This is a genomic window from Embleya sp. NPDC059213, from assembly GCF_042754445.1.
Lineage (GTDB): Bacteria > Actinomycetota > Actinomycetes > Streptomycetales > Streptomycetaceae > Embleya.
This window is the reverse complement of record NZ_JBHZAV010000244.1, coordinates 1-12,408: the sequence shown is the minus strand read 5'-3', so window position 1 is coordinate 12,408 and position 12,408 is coordinate 1. Positions and strand designations below refer to the sequence as shown.

14 protein-coding genes are annotated in these 12,408 nt (G+C 69.2%); 8 read left to right on the top strand and 6 right to left on the bottom strand.

Annotated elements, in window-relative coordinates; genetic code table 11:
• Positions 1 to 37: 37 nt before the first annotated feature.
• The gene (locus ACFXMF_RS43335; RefSeq protein ID WP_360324571.1) at positions 38 to 1,018 is read right to left on the bottom strand and encodes an EamA family transporter; all 981 of its coding nucleotides are present in this window, start codon (positions 1,016 to 1,018) and stop codon (positions 38 to 40) included.
• A gap of 252 nt (positions 1,019 to 1,270) precedes the next feature.
• Between ACFXMF_RS43335 and ACFXMF_RS43330 the strand changes: the two genes are divergently transcribed.
• From ACFXMF_RS43330 to ACFXMF_RS43305, 6 genes are all read left to right on the top strand, one after another.
• Positions 1,271 to 2,152, top strand: coding sequence for a helix-turn-helix domain-containing protein (locus tag ACFXMF_RS43330; RefSeq protein ID WP_379992591.1), 882 nt, complete (start codon positions 1,271 to 1,273; stop codon positions 2,150 to 2,152).
• Between the two features lie 3 nt (positions 2,153 to 2,155).
• Positions 2,156 to 2,356 (top strand): DUF397 domain-containing protein, encoded by a 201-nt coding sequence (locus tag ACFXMF_RS43325; RefSeq protein WP_379992592.1) that lies wholly within the window; start codon positions 2,156 to 2,158, stop codon positions 2,354 to 2,356.
• A gap of 146 nt (positions 2,357 to 2,502) precedes the next feature.
• Positions 2,503 to 5,100, top strand: coding sequence for a rifamycin-inactivating phosphotransferase (gene rph, locus ACFXMF_RS43320; RefSeq protein ID WP_379992593.1), 2,598 nt, complete (start codon positions 2,503 to 2,505; stop codon positions 5,098 to 5,100).
• Positions 5,101 to 5,229: 129 nt separating this feature from the next.
• Positions 5,230 to 5,727: a hypothetical protein gene (locus ACFXMF_RS43315; protein ID WP_360324564.1), complete on the top strand. Its 498-nt coding sequence runs from the start codon at positions 5,230 to 5,232 to the stop codon at positions 5,725 to 5,727.
• Positions 5,728 to 5,801: 74 nt separating this feature from the next.
• Positions 5,802 to 6,638, top strand: coding sequence for a DUF4097 domain-containing protein (locus tag ACFXMF_RS43310; protein ID WP_379991979.1), 837 nt, complete (start codon positions 5,802 to 5,804; stop codon positions 6,636 to 6,638).
• 237 nt (positions 6,639 to 6,875) lie between these two features.
• Positions 6,876 to 7,478, top strand: coding sequence for a YciI family protein (locus tag ACFXMF_RS43305; RefSeq protein WP_379991980.1), 603 nt, complete (start codon positions 6,876 to 6,878; stop codon positions 7,476 to 7,478).
• Between the two features lie 157 nt (positions 7,479 to 7,635).
• Here ACFXMF_RS43305 and ACFXMF_RS43300 read toward each other — a convergent pair whose 3' ends face one another.
• A complete protein-coding gene (locus ACFXMF_RS43300) occupies positions 7,636 to 8,094 on the bottom strand; it encodes a MarR family transcriptional regulator (RefSeq protein ID WP_360324558.1) in 459 nt (152 codons plus the stop codon).
• Positions 8,095 to 8,156: 62 nt separating this feature from the next.
• Between ACFXMF_RS43300 and ACFXMF_RS43295 the strand changes: the two genes are divergently transcribed.
• A complete protein-coding gene (locus ACFXMF_RS43295; RefSeq protein WP_379991981.1) occupies positions 8,157 to 8,525 on the top strand; it encodes a VOC family protein in 369 nt (122 codons plus the stop codon).
• A 256-nt stretch (positions 8,526 to 8,781) separates the two neighbouring features.
• On the opposite strand, the gene ACFXMF_RS43290 is transcribed toward ACFXMF_RS43295, so the two are convergent.
• The 4 genes from ACFXMF_RS43290 to ACFXMF_RS43275 are packed head-to-tail and all read right to left on the bottom strand — an operon-like array spanning position 8,782 to position 11,186.
• Positions 8,782 to 9,291 (bottom strand): GNAT family N-acetyltransferase, encoded by a 510-nt coding sequence (locus ACFXMF_RS43290; protein WP_379991982.1) that lies wholly within the window; start codon positions 9,289 to 9,291, stop codon positions 8,782 to 8,784.
• A complete protein-coding gene (locus tag ACFXMF_RS43285; protein ID WP_360324553.1) occupies positions 9,288 to 9,704 on the bottom strand; it encodes an arsenate reductase ArsC in 417 nt (138 codons plus the stop codon). The genes ACFXMF_RS43290 and ACFXMF_RS43285 overlap by 4 nt, the downstream gene beginning before the upstream one ends.
• Positions 9,697 to 10,803 (bottom strand): ACR3 family arsenite efflux transporter, encoded by a 1,107-nt coding sequence (gene arsB / locus ACFXMF_RS43280; RefSeq protein ID WP_379991983.1) that lies wholly within the window; start codon positions 10,801 to 10,803, stop codon positions 9,697 to 9,699. Before arsB ends, ACFXMF_RS43285 begins: the two co-directional genes overlap by 8 nt.
• Positions 10,800 to 11,186 carry a metalloregulator ArsR/SmtB family transcription factor gene (locus tag ACFXMF_RS43275; RefSeq protein WP_360324549.1) on the bottom strand — a complete coding sequence of 129 codons (387 nt, stop codon included), beginning with the start codon at positions 11,184 to 11,186 and terminating at the stop codon, positions 10,800 to 10,802. Before ACFXMF_RS43275 ends, arsB begins: the two co-directional genes overlap by 4 nt.
• A gap of 640 nt (positions 11,187 to 11,826) precedes the next feature.
• On the opposite strand from ACFXMF_RS43275, the gene ACFXMF_RS43270 reads away from it, so the two are divergent.
• Complete coding sequence (locus tag ACFXMF_RS43270; RefSeq protein ID WP_379991984.1) at positions 11,827 to 12,318, top strand: RCC1 domain-containing protein; 492 nt, start codon at positions 11,827 to 11,829, stop codon at positions 12,316 to 12,318.
• The last annotated feature ends 90 nt before the right edge of the window (positions 12,319 to 12,408 follow it).

Genomic DNA, 12,408 nt, shown 5'->3' with positions numbered 1-12,408 from the left:
CAGGCGCAGGTGTGCGCCGCCGCACCCCCACCGTGCGTCATGGCGTCGCGGCCGGTCGGGACTCGGCCAGGGCGAGGCCGCCGACGGCGGTGAGCATCAGTACGGTGCCCACGATCGTCGCCGCGGTGAGCCGCTCGTCCAGCACCAGGACGGCCAGCACCGCCGCGCTCACCGGTTCGATCAACATCACCACCGACGCGGTGACCGCCCGTACCGCGGCGGTGCCGGCGAAGTACAGCGGATAGGCGAGCGCGGTCGTGACGGCGGCGACGTACAACATCATCGCCAACACCCGTCCCGGCTGCGTGGTTTCCGGCCAGACCCCTTCGTACAGCGCGAACGGCAACATCACCGCCGCACCGATCCCGAACGACCACACCGTCAGGGTCGAGGGCTCCTCCCCCGCACCGTGCCGCCCCGTCCACCGGCCGAGCAGGTTCGACGCGGCGAACCCGGCGGCGGACAGCAGCGCCCAGCCCACCCCCAGCGGCCGGACGTCGGTCGGCCGGTTGCCCAGCACCAGCACCCCGAGCCCGATCAACGCACCGGCGATCGCCAACAGGCCGCTGCGCCCGATGCGTTCGCCCAGGAACAACCGCCCACCGGCGGCGGTCAACACCGGCGCGGCGCCCAGCGCGACGATCGTGGCCACGGCCAGACCGGTCTCCATCACCGCGCCGAAGTAGGCCGACTGAAAGACGGCGAGGCCGACACCCGTGCCGACGAACAGGAGTGCCCGGTGGCGCGCCGGTTGTCGGGTGGCGCGGGGAGCCGGACGGGAAGGACGCAGCAGCCCGGCCGCCAGCAACAGCACCATGCCGCTCACGAAGCGCCAGAACGACACGGCCATCGGCCCGAAGTCACTGGAGCGGTAGACGACTTCCACGGCGGCCCCGGTCGTTCCCCAGGTGACCCCGGCGAACGCGAGGTAGGCCAGCCCGCGGGGCGCCGAGGTCGCGGACCGGCCCTTGGTCTCGGCCTCGGCGGGGGACGCTACGACACGCGCTTCGGAGCCCATGTCCGTCACCCTAGGCCATCGAGTGGCCTCGGAGTGTTATCCGGTGGGCGTTCGCCGCCCGATCCCATGATCACCCAATGCGTTGATTCCATGTCATTGGGTGAGTTCGGGGAACTAGCATGGCGACGGAATCGCCGCGCCGACAGGCTTCGAAATGCTTTCGCGCGCGGTAATTCCCGCTGTGGCGCAGAACGTTCTTGCCGGGGTGGGACGTTCGCCGAAACACTGGAATCGTGTGCGGAGGAACGAAAGATGATCGAGGACATCGAGTCGGCCACACCGGCCCTGTGCCGTCTGCAACTGGGCGCGGAGTTGCGCCGATTGCGACACCGAGCCGACCTGAAGTCCAGCCAGGTGGCGAGAAGGCTCAGGTGGAGCCCGTCGAAGGTGACCCGGGTGGAACACGGGGACAACGCGGTCGTGGAACCGGACGACGCGGTGATGCTGTGTGATCTGTACGGGGCAGATCCTGCGACGCGGTCGCTGTTGCACGACTATGCCGTCGTGACCAAGACGAAGCAGAATCGCTGGGAATCACCCGGAAATCAACCTACCGTCCAACCCACCCTCCACGCCTTCATCGGATTGGAACGATCGGCAGCCGCAGTGCGCTGTTACGCATCGGAGTACGTGCCCGGACTGCTGCAAACGGCGGCCTACGCCCGCGAAACTCACAGGTCGGCGCCGAGGAAGTTCAGCGGTGAAGAGATCGATCTACAAGTGACCACGCGTATGGCGCGACAAGCGGTACTGCACCGCGAAGAGTCGCCCCTGGAACTATTCGCCATCCTCAACGAGGCCGTACTGCGCCGGCATGCGGGGGATTCGGCCGTGACACGTGAACAACTCCAACACCTTGCGAACATCTCGACCCTTGAGAACGTTCAGGTACAAGTCGTTCCGTTCAGCCTGGGGTTTCATGCGGGCATGAACGGCCCGTTCACCATCTTCCGCTTCGCCAGAGCTTCTCCTTCGAGGCCGATCGTGTACTTGGAGAACATGGCTGCAAACTGGGTCGTGGCCCACGAAGCCGTCATCGACGGCTACGAGCGTGCGTTCAGCGATCTCCAAGTACTGGCCCCGAGTTCCCGAGAAGCCCGGGACATGATCCACAAGGTAATCAAGGAGATTTGATCCATGACCACCGGCGAATGGTTCAAGTCCAGCTACAGCACCCCGGCCAACGATTGTGTCGAGGGAACCCACACCTCCGACGACGCCATGTCCATACGCGACTCCAAGGACCCCGGCCAGGGCACCTTCCGCTTCCCGAGCCACACCTGGGAGCCGTTCCTCGCCGCCCTGAAGTCCGACGACCCGTCATCCGCCGAGATCTAGCCCTGCGGCCGGGAAAAGACGAAGGCAAGGAGATCCCTCTCCCTGCCCTCCTCAACGTATAGCGCACCGGGGGGCTTGCGGCAAGACCCGGGTGGTGGCGCAAACTCGTCCGCCGAGGCCACAACCTGCGGAAATGGGAGCACGACTTGCAGTACGTGTGGGATCTTCAAGACGTTGACGGGACGCAGGTCGCGGTCGTCGGCGGCAAGGCCGCTCACCTGGGCGAGTTGTCGCGGGTCGACGGCGTCCGGGTGCCGGCCGGCTTCTGCGTATCGACGGACGCCTTCCGGCGGATCATCGCGGAGGCACCCGCGATCGAGGATCGGCTCGGTGAACTGTCGCGCCTGGACCCGGACGACCGGGAGCCGATCCGCGCGCTCAGCGCCGAGATCCGCCGGACCATCGAAGGCATCGCCATCCCGGACGATCTCGCGGCGGCGATCACCGACGCGCTCGCCCGGCTCGGCGAACCGACCGGCTACGCCGTACGATCCAGCGCGACGGCGGAGGACCTGCCGACGGCCTCCTTCGCCGGCCAGCAGGACACGTACCTCAACATCGTGGGCCCGGCAGCGATCCTGCGACACGTAAGCCGGTGCTGGGCCTCGCTGTTCACCGAGCGGGCCGTGATCTACCGGCGGCGGAACGACATCGACCACCGTGCGGTCCGGATGGCCGTGGTCGTGCAGCGGATGGTCTCCCCGGATGCGTCCGGCATCCTGTTCACGGCCGACCCGGTCACGGGCAACCGCAGGGTCACCACCGTGGACGCCGGGTTCGGCCTCGGCGAGGCCCTGGTCTCCGGCCTGGTGAACCCGGACGTCTTCAAGGTGCGGGACGGCGAAATCGTCGCCAGGACGGTCGCCGCCAAACAACGCGCCCTGCACGCGCTGCCGGCCGGCGGTACGCGGGAAGTGGCGATCGACGCGCCGCAGCAGGAGCAGCCGGCGCTGACGGATGCGCAGGTCGTCCGGCTCGCGCAGCTCGGGCGGCGGATCGAGGCACACTTCGGCAGCCCGCAGGACATCGAATGGTGCCTGGTGGACGACGACTTCCGGATCGTACAGAGCCGGCCGATCACGACGTTGTTCCCCATTCCCGTCCCCGCGACCGACGACCGGGAGAATCGTGTCTACGCCTCCGTCGGTCATCAGCAGATGATGACCGACCCGATGAAACCCCTGGGGCTCTCCCTGTGGCAGCTCATGGCCATGGTGCCGATGCACGAGGCCGGCGGGAGGCTGTTCGTCGACGTCACCCGGCACCTGGCCTCGCCCGAGAGCCGGGCCGGCCTCCTGGAGCTTTCGGGGAAATCCGATCCGCTGACCAGGGACGCGCTGGAGACCGTCCTCGACCGCGAGGATTTCGTCGCCACGCTCCCGGACGCGGGTCCGACCGGGCTCGGGGAACGCGCCGCGTCCGCCCCGATCGAGACCGATCCGGCCGTCGTCACCGGGCTGATCGAGCGCAGCCGGGCGTCCGTGGCGGCCTTGGAGCGCGACATCCGGACGAAGTCCGGGCCGGCGCTGTTCGATTTCCTGCTGGAGGACTTCGAGGAGCACCGGCGGGTCCTGGGTGATCCGCTGAACATGCGGGCGATCATGGCGGGGATGGACGCCACCTGGTGGCTCAACGACAAGCTGCGGGAGTGGCTGGGCGAGAAGAACGCCGCCGACACGCTGACGCTGTCCGCTCCGGACAACGTCACGTCGGAGATGGGCCTGGCGCTGCTCGACGTCGCGGACGTGATCCGCCCGTATCCGGACGTGGTGGCGTTCCTCCAAGGCGTCGAGGACGAAGGCTTCCTGAACGAGTTGGCCAAGCTCGACGGCGGGCCCGAGGCGCGCGACGCCATCGAGTCCTACCTCGACCGGTACGGCATGCGCTGTGTCGGCGAGATCGACATCACCAGGCCGCGTTGGCGCGAGCGCCCCGACACGCTCGTGCCCGCGCTCCTCGACAACGTCCGGCTGTTCGAACCGGGCGCCGCCGCCCGGCGCTTCGAGCAGGGGCGGCAGGCGGCGCAGCAGAAGGAGCGGGACGTGCTGTCCCGCCTGCGAGCCCTGCCGGACGGTGCGCACAAGGCCGACGAGACCAAGCGCATGATCGACCGGGTCCGCACCTTCATCGGGTACCGGGAGTACCCGAAGTACAACATCGTCAGCCGCTCCTTCGTCTACAAGCGGGCCCTGCTGGCCGAGGCCGACCGCCTCGTGCGGGCCGGTGTACTGGCCGAGCGGGAGGACGCGTTCTACCTCACGTTCCACGAACTCCACGACGCCGTACGCACACATCGGGTGGACGGCGGGCTCATCCGGCGGCGCAAGGAGGCGTTCCGGTCGTACCACGCGCTCACCCCACCCCGGGTGCTCACCTCGGAGGGGGAGGCGGTCGCCGGGTCCTACCGACGCGACGACGCGCCGGCCGGCGCGCTGGTCGGCCTCCCGGTGTCCGCCGGGGTCGTCGAGGGACGGGCCCGCGTCGTCCTGGACATGGCGGAGGCCGACCTCGAAGCGGGCGACATCCTGGTCACCACCTTCACCGACCCGAGTTGGTCACCACTGTTCGTCGCCATCGCGGGCCTGGTGACCGAGGTGGGCGGCCTGATGACCCATGGCGCGGTGATCGCCCGCGAGTACGGGCTGCCGGCCGTCGTCGGCGTGGCCCGGGCCACCCGACTGATCCGCGATGGGCAGCGGATCCGTGTACACGGAATCGACGGGTACGTCGAGATCCTGCCCTGACGACACCGTCGTACCGGAAACGGCCGTCCCCCTGGGGGCGGCCGTTTCCGTTGTGGCCATGACACAGGAATGGCGCCAATCTTGAGCCACTGGCTTGACATGGCGCCATTACGGCGCCATAGTTGCGACATGGACCTCACGCCGTATGTCGAAAGCTTCAGCCAGGAGCTGCTTGCGGCGGCCGAACCGGGCGAGGTCGCGGCGCTGGCTCGGCGCCTCGCTCCCTCGGTCGCGTCCGCCACGCGATTGACCATGTTCGATGTGCTGACCGCGGCCATGGACGAGATCACCAGGGAGATGGCGCCGGGTTCGGTCGAGATCAGGCTGCGCGGCCGTGACCCGGTCTTCGTGGTCACCCGCCCCGATGTCGCCGACGAGGAGATGCCGCAAGAGCCGATCCTTCGGCAGCAGGCCCCGGTGCCCGCGCCCTACGGCAAGGACGGCGCGGTATCGAGGATCAACTTCCGGCCGCCGGAGCAGCTCAAGCAACGCATCGAGGCGGCGGCCGGCCGCGAGGGCTTGTCGACCAACGCCTGGCTGGTCCGGGTGGTCGGCGCGGCACTCGCCGACGACCGGCCCGCCCAACACGGGCGCAGGAACGGACACTTCACCGGCTGGGTCGGCTGAGCCGCGGCCCGTAGCCGATCACCCGCACCACCGCATCCACCCACCGAAACGCTTTCCACAAGGGGAGATTCGTCATGCCCAACTTCGCCACGTCGGGACCGATCACCGCCACCCTGATCACCGCAGGCGCCCGCGTGCGAGTCGTCGCAAGCGACCGACCGGACACGGTGGTGCTGGTCGAGCCCATCAACCGCACGGACAAGTCGGACGTCAAGGTGGCCGACAACACCAAGGTCGACTTCGCCGGCGGCGAGTTGTCGATCCAGACGAACGTGCAGGGCGGCAAGAACGGTTCGGTCGCCATCTCGATCGAATTGCCGACCGGATCCAGGCTGGTCCTGAAGACGGCCTGGACGGACGTGCACGCCGACGGCCTGCTCGGTGACTGCGAGTTGCACATCTCCTCGGGGCAGATCCAACTCGACCACATCGCCGCACTGCGAGCCAACCTCATGGCCGGTGACGTCGCGATCAAGCACATCGCCGGGACCGTCGACATCGAAAGCGCCTCGGCCGGGCTGCGGCTCGGCGAGGTCGCGGGCGCCGTCAAGTACCAGGGGGCGAGCGGAAACGTCTGGATCGGCACCGCCCTGTCCGACGTCGAACTCGGCAGCAGCAGCGGCAGCTTCGACATCGATCGCGCCGAGGGCAGCGTCAACGCCCAGGCGGCCAACTGCCCCATCCGGATCGGCCGGATCACCCGCGGCCACGCCAAGCTCCTGAACGCCTCCGGCGGCATCGAGATCGGCATCAGCCAGGGCACCGCCGCCTGGGTGGACGCCAAGAGCACGAAAGGTGCGGTCCGCAACTCCCTGTCGACGCAGGACAAGCCCGACGAGTTCGACAACAAGATCAACGTCTACGCCCGCACCCGCCTCGACGACATCGTCCTGCACCGCGCCGCCGGCTGATTCCCACCCTGCGACGGCGCCACCATGGCGCCATCCCGGCCTCGCACCGACAACATCAGGCCACCCGCCCGCCGCCACCGGCCTCCCGGCCCGGGGCGGCGGGCCGCGTTGCGGCCGGGTCGGGCAACGGATCCAACCGGCCCGCACGTCGGGCGGCGGACGGGGGGCGGGTCGACGGACTTCGGCGGGACTTGTGGGGTGCGCTTTAGGATGGCCGCCGAATAGGGGGACATCCGCATGGAGTATTTGTTCTACTGCCGGGACCGGGCGGGAACCAGGCCGCTGCGTGACGAACTGCTCGAAGCACACTGGTCGTTCATGGACGGCTATGCCGAAGGCATGATCGCCCGGGGGCCGACCTTCGCCGCCGACGGGCTGACCGTGACCGGCAGCATCCACATCGTCGACCTGCCGGATGCCGACGCCGCCCGAGTATTCGCCTTCGACGAGCCGAACCACCGGGCGGGCGTCTACGAAGACATCCTGATCCGGCGTTGGCGCAACACCCTCGGCCGAAAGATGTGGGACTTCAAGGGCAGCGAACCCGAAGGCCCACGCTTCCTGATCCTCGGCCACGCCAAACCCGGGACGACCCGGGACCGCGACCGCCTCCACCAGGACCAACACGCCTACCTCGTCGACGGCCCCTGCCGCGAAAACCTCATCGTCCGCGGCCCACTGCTCGCCGACGACGGCACGTCGTGGCTGGGCACGGCTATCCTGGCCGAACTGCCGGACCACGCCGCTGCGGAGGCCGTGCTGGCGAACAGCCCATACGCCCGCGCCGGCCTGTACGAAAGCACCGAAGCCCACAGCTGGTGCTTCGGCGGCCGGCGGTAGGACCCCCGGGGGGCCGGGCCCATGGCCGTGGCCAGGTCTTCGGACCGGGGAACGTAGTGCACGGACAGACCCCGGGTCGACGGCCCGGGGCCTTGCCTTGCTTCATAGCGGCTCATCGCATTCGAGGATGTAGCGGCGAGACGTCCGCCGAAACGAGCTACGCGCCGTCGTTGCCATCACGCAGGGAATGCACCATGCCCTGCAGGATTCGGAACGCGCCCGCCTGCTCGGCCTCGGTCATGCCGGCCAGCATTCTGACCTCGACGGACCGGACCGCCACGGTCGCCTTCTCCAGGCTCCGCCGGCCGCGAGGCGTGAGCCGCGCGGGAAGAACCTTCCCGACGGGCGCCTCCGCGGGCCTGATCACCTGACCCTCCCGTTCCAGGGCCTGGAGCAGTACGTTCATCGACTGCCGTGTCACGAACGCGCCCCGCGCGAGCTCGGAGTTCGACAGGCCCGGCCGTTGGGACAGCAGTTCGAGGCAGGAGTAGTGCGTCACGGTCATCCCGAGTGGGCGCAACACCTCCTCCATGGCCGCGCGCAGGGCGCTCGAAGCCTCCTTCAGCAGGTAGCCCAGTGATTTGTCCAGGTCGACGCCGGCACCGCTTTGACTCATGTCAGAAGTCTGACATACCTTGATGCGTGTCAGGAATCTGACACGAAGGAAGGAGCATCACCATGCCCGTCACCGGCCCCGACTTCATCTCGCTCCAGGCGCGCGACCTCGACGCTTCGCAGGCGTTCTACGAGCGATACCTCGGCCTCGTCCGCTCGCCGGCCGGACCTCCGCACGCCGTCGTCTTCGAGACGAAGCCGATCGCGTTCGCACTCCGCGACATCGTCCCGGGCACCGACCTCGCATCCGTCGCCCAGCCCGGCATCGGTGCCGCGATCTGGCTCCACGCCACCGACGTCCAGGCCATCCACGACGCCCTCGCCGCCGACGGCCACACCATCGTCTCCGCACCGATCGACGGCCCCTTCGGCCGGACCTTCACCTTCGCCGACCCCGACGGCTACCAGATCACCCTCCACGACCGCACCTGACCGGCCGGAACGCCACCGACGATCACCACCGTTCCCCCGAAAACCGCCGATCGCGCCCGACCCCGAACCGGCCGGTGGTGCGGCAGGGCTCCTCGTGCGTGGTACTTGCGGTACGCCGGTTCTCGGTTCGCCGCGCCGCGGACACCGGACGCCGACGGTCTGTCGTTTCGGTTCGGCACGTGGGCCTTCGACGGACCGCCGACGTTCGGTGAACGCACGGTCGGGTGGGACGGTTACGCACGAACATGCCGACCGCCTAGGAAACGCCTTGGTCGACGGTGGGGCTGCGGCGTTCGACGAGGACGACGTCGCGCCACCGGCCGTGGTGGAGTCCGACGCGTTCGCGGGTGCCGACGACGCGGAACCCGACTCGCTCGTGCAGGGCGAGGCTCGCGGTGTTCTCGGGGAAGATGCCGGATTGCACCGTCCAGATCCCGGCTTCCTCGGTGGAGACCAGCAGGACGCGTAGCAGGGCCAGTCCCACGCCCCGGCCTCGTGCTCGGGGGTGGACGTAGACGGAGTGCTCGACCACTCCGGAGTACACGCAGCGGTCGGATACGGGCACCGCGGCGACCCAACCCAGGACACGATCGTCCTTGTCGAGCGCGACGAAACGGTGTTCGTGCAGCCTGGTCGCGTCGAACGCCTGCCAGTCGGGGGCGGTGGTCTCGAAGGTGGCGTCGCCCTCGTCGATGCCGAACCGGTAGATCTCCAGCACCTGTTCGGCGTGCTCGGGCCGCATCCCGGTGATGCGCGGGCCCGTCATGCCGCCTCGATGCCGAGCTCGGCGAGCAGGCCGCGGACGCGTCGCTCGATCTCGTCGCGGATGGGCCGCACGGCGTCGACGCCCTGTCCGGCCGGGTCGTCGAGTTTCCAGTCGAGGTATCGCTTGCCGGGGAAGACGGGGCAGGTGTCGCCACAGCCCATGGTGATCACCACGTCCGACGCCCGTACCGCTTCCATGGTCAGCACCTTGGGCGTTTGGGCGGACATGTCGATGCCGACCTCCGCCATCGCCTGCACGGCGGCCGGGTTCACCGTGTCGGCGGGTGCGGATCCGGCGGAGCGGACCTCGATCCGGTCTCGGGCGAGGTGGGTGAGCCAGGCGGCGGCCATCTGCGAGCGGCCGGCGTTGTGGACGCACACGAACAACACGGAGCGCTGCGGGGCTTCAGACACGGGCGGGGCCTTCCGGGGCGACGGCCGGGGTGGGCATCGGGGTGGGCTGGGGGAAGAAGCGGCGGGCGGCCAGGGCGACGTAGACGAGGCCGATGAGGACGGGGACCTCGATCAGCGGCCCGACCACCCCGGCCAGGGCCTGTCCGGAGGAGGCGCCGAAGGTGGCGATGGCGACCGCGATGGCCAGCTCGAAGTTGTTGCCCGCAGCGGTGAACGCCAACGTCGTCGCCCTCGGGTAGTCGAGTGCGATCGCGCGGCCGACGGCCATGGACCCGCCCCACATCAGCGCGAAGTACGCGAGCAGGGGCAGCGCGATGCGGGCGACGTCGAGCGGCTTGGAGGTGACGGCGTCGCCCTGGAGGGCGAAGAGCACCACGATGGTGAACAGCAGCCCGTACAGGGCGAACGGGCCGATCCGGGGGATGAGCCTCGTCTCGTACCAGATGCGGCCCCGGGCCTTCTCGCCGAGGCGGCGGGTGAGGAACCCGGCCAGGAGCGGGATGCCGAGGAAGATCAGGACGGAGCGGGCGATCTCCCACACCGACACGTCCAGCGTGGTGCGCTCCAGGCCCAGCCATCCGGGCAGGACGTCGAGGTAGAACCAGCCGAGCGCGGCGAACGCGATCACCTGGAAGAGGGAGTTCACGGCGACCAGGACCGCGGCGGCCTCGCGGTCGCCGCAGGCGAGGTCGTTCCAGATGATCACCATGGCGATGCAGCGGGCGAGCCCGACGATGATCAGGCCGGTGCGGTACTCGGGCAGGTCCGGGAGCATCAGCCACGCGAGCGCGAACATCAGCGCCGGCCCGACGACCCAGTTCAGGACCAGGGACGGCACGAGCAGGCGCCGGTCGCGGGTGACGGTGTCCAGGCGGTCCCAGCGGACCTTGGCCAGCACCGGGTACATCATCACGAGCAGGCCGAGCGCGATCGGCAGCGAGACCCCGGTGACCGTCACCTTCGCGAGCGCGTCGCCCAGACCCGGGACGAGCCGGCCCAGACCCAGGCCGACGGCCATCGCAGTCAGGATCCACACGGCGAGGAAGCGGTCCAGGAACGACAGCCTTGCGGCGACGGGCCGCGCGGTGCCGGCGCTCACGGGCGGGCCGGTTCGGGCAGCGGTTCGCCGTCGGGGCGGGTGAGGATCGCGGCGAGGCGATCGGTCATGGCGGGCAGGAGGCGGTAGTACACCCACGTCCCACGGCGTTCGGAGGCGATCAGCCCGGCCTGTTTGAGCAGTTTGAGGTGGTGGGAGATCGTGGGCTGGGACAGGTCGAAGGCGGGGGTGAGGTCGCAGACGCAGATCTCCCCGCCGGCGCGGGAGGCGATCATCGACAGCAGCCGCAGCCGCACCGGGTCACCCAGCGCCTTGAACACCCTTGCGAGATCGGTTGCCTGGTCCTCGTCCAGCGGGGCGGTCAGCAGCGCGGGACAACATCCGTCCGCGTCCCGGCCGAGCACCACGAGTTCTTGTTTCGACATTCCTCTATGTTGACGTTCTTCGATCCAGCGCGCAAGGTTGTATCGACTGATATCCATACAACCGATCGGAGAGATCGTCATGTCCCGCTTGGACTCGCTGGAACAGAAGCTGCGAGCCCTCGAAAGAGAATTCGGCTGACTCGCCCAACCGCAGAGACCTTGGACACCGGCGCCCAACTCGGCGAGCCGTGCGCGATGTTGCGGCTGGACGACCCGGGAGCCGACCGGGAGAGTGGCGTGCTCGCCTGACGGCCGCAGGCCCGATCGGTGACTGCACCGGTCACGGGCCCGCCGACGGTGACCCCGCAGACCGGCACAGGTCGGCCGCCGGATCAGGACGGCGTCGCCGGTGAACCGACCGAGGCCGCTAGGCCGCTCTACGCGGATCGTGCCTGCTCCGGGTTCGTCTTCACCATTGCGGGCAGCGGGGCCGAGGGCTCCCCCCGGCGAACTTGCCGACGCCGCCCAGCCCGGAAGAGGGCTTCCCACGGCCGAGATTCGGGCGGCGGCCTGACAGCGGGCGGGTTCACCCATCCGCCTGAAGATCGACGGCAAATGTCGGACTTGGCGTCTCGTGCTGTGAAGGATGCGCGTGAGGAGGGCGCGGTGGGCGCCTCATCGACTCGTCTGGGAGATGCCGATGGCAGAGAAAAGGTTGAAGGCATGGGGGAACAACCGTGCCGGCCAGCTCGGGGACGGTACCTGGGTCGACTTCCGTACCACCGCCACCACCGTGCTCGGCCTGACCAGCGCCGAGGTGGTGAAGATCGCCGCCGGCGGCAGCGGCCCCACCAACGGCCACGAGTTGGCCCTGCTGACCGACCGTACCGTGCAGTCCTGGGGCGCCAACGAGTCGGGCCGGCTCGGCGACGGCTCGGTGTTCAGTCACAACGCACCCGGCCAGGTCGTCAACCTGAGCAACGCCACCGACATCGCCGCAGGCGGCGCGCACAGCCTGGCCCTGCTCGCCGACGGGACCGTGGTCGCCTGGGGAAGGAACAACTACGGGCAACTCGGCAACGGCAGAGCGGGAGGGCCGCCCGGTCGGGTCCGCCGGGGAGCCTTTCCGAGTGGGTCGGGTGTTCGCGGCCGGCGGTCGCGTCTTGCTCGGCGGCGGATGGCTCAGGGCTAAACGGTCGGCGTGGACCGGCGGAGATCAGCCCGGTCCCACCGTCACCGGCGGCCGGGAACCCTGGACTCCCCGGCGAGACCCGAGCGTTGC